The organism is Leptospira harrisiae (assembly GCF_002811945.1).
Taxonomy (GTDB): domain Bacteria; phylum Spirochaetota; class Leptospiria; order Leptospirales; family Leptospiraceae; genus Leptospira_A; species Leptospira_A harrisiae.
The window spans coordinates 7,491-9,478 of record NZ_NPDX01000009.1; the positions used below are offsets into that span (position 1 = coordinate 7,491).

1 pseudogene is annotated in these 1,988 nt (G+C 42.8%); it reads left to right on the plus strand.

Annotation, left to right across the window (positions count from 1 at the left end):
• Positions 1–1,988, plus strand: a pseudogene (locus CH364_RS18505) (hypothetical protein); the annotation flags it as partial.

The window sequence follows — 1,988 nt, forward strand, 5'->3', positions numbered from 1 at the left end:
GTCAAAACCGCCTATGACTTGTTAGAACAATCCTCTAAAGAGATGAGTTTACTCTCTTCTGTTTATGATTATGTAACCATTAAAGATTATTCTACACATGATGGCATTTCTGGGGAGAGCCAAACAGAGCTCACATCTCCTGTTGATTTGGTACGCAAACGTTACCAAGATGCTGAAAAAGCTGTCACAGACAAACTTGCAGAGATCACTCTATTGCAAAAACGCGCTGACGATCGAATGAAGTTGAGTGAGTTGCAAGCTGATACTGCAGTTGCGGCAAACAAAGCCGAAGCTGAAGAGTGGGCAGAACGTGCTATGCGTTTTAGCATTGCAGAAACAATTGTTAAAGACAAAATGCAATCCCTCCAAAGGGAAATCAACGACGCAAGGAATGCACTTGATGCCACTATGGAAGGACTGCTTGGTCCAAATTTCAACCCTGCCGTCAATGATGGTCGTTTGGATTTTAACAGTTATGATTACAAAAAACAAGAAACACAACTAAGAGAATTCTATAAAATTGCTGATGGGATGGTTTCCGGTAAAATTGGTGCTTGGGATTTTATCCATGGCTCTCGAGGAAATGTTAGCCCAACTACCTATTCTGGAGGGCTCGCCTACGTACATCCAACCATCAATATCAATGGGTACATGCATAGTTATAATGGGGGAGTCGGCGGAGGTATAACAGCTGCCGCCCAACAAGGATTTGATGGCGTTTGGGTGCTGAACGCCGGGGCTCCTTGGGAGAGTGCGTATCTCCGAATGACTTCTAATACTTACGGCGAATATGAAGCAAAAATGAACTATAGTCTTGGCAATGTAATGGCTGGGGCTATGCTTGTCTTCGCCTTCTTGTCTTTAGGAAATCCGATGACAGGGATGGAAGCAATCAATCGTAACAAAGCTTGGATTGATAGTAAGATTGCCATTGACAATACAGTGAATACGGCTAGGGCCCAAGCTGCGACATTAAAGAGCCTGCAAGAAGAACTCAACCGGTACACAGACATTTCCACTGGCGAACAACTCATTAGCATGCTAAAGGGTGAAAATGGTTATGTTGATACCAAATTAGAAGATAGTGATGTTGCATTCCTAACAGGTGCGAGTGGTCAGTTGAAAAATGGAACCATTAACTGGACTGGTGGAAAGGAACCATTGTCCGTTGATCGCCTTGTGGGCAAAAACGGAGATCCCATCATCCAAAAAAGAGCCGTCAAAGATTCTTATGGTTTATTTATAAGAGACGGAGTTGCTGTCGCCGGTTCTCCTTCTACAAACTCTAATGTTGGTTACGCGAATGATGGTCGTTTGGTCAACATTATGACCTCAGCTGATGAGTTTATTGGATCTCTTGCTTCTATTTCCAAAACACAATATACAATCGAAAAAGAAGAGTATTATGCTGTCCAGGAAGCCGCCATTGTCCGTGGTGTCAAAGCAGACAAACGAGAAATTTTAGATGATCGTGATCGTTTTTACTCTGGCCTCCTCACAAAAGTGACCGGTGGCACAGGGAAAAACATAGAATACGATATGTATAAGACGCTCGTGGAGGACTACTACGGACAAGGAAACGTAGCAGACCAACTCTATGCATTGAACGAAAGCCAACAACGTGAATACCAAATCAAAGTTTGGGACAATAAAGAAAAAGATTTCCAATCCAAAAAAACAGAATGGATCGAAAACGTTAACTATTTGATGGAGACTGGTTCTGCACGTTTTAACGATATGTTGACATCGTTTAACCAGTCTTGGGACCAGTGGAGACGTGACTTCAAAGAAGAAACCGAAAAAGGCAAAGCCGAACATATGGCTCGCATTGAAGAGGCTTTGAAGAAAAAAACAGATTGGGAAGTGAGTCTCCTTAACCAAGCAAGAAAAGGCGACCAGTTTGAAATCGATCAAGTGTATGCTGAGATCCAAAAAACCATCGCTAATATGGGAAGTGCTCCGAACGCAGTCCTTCTCCAAAACAATGC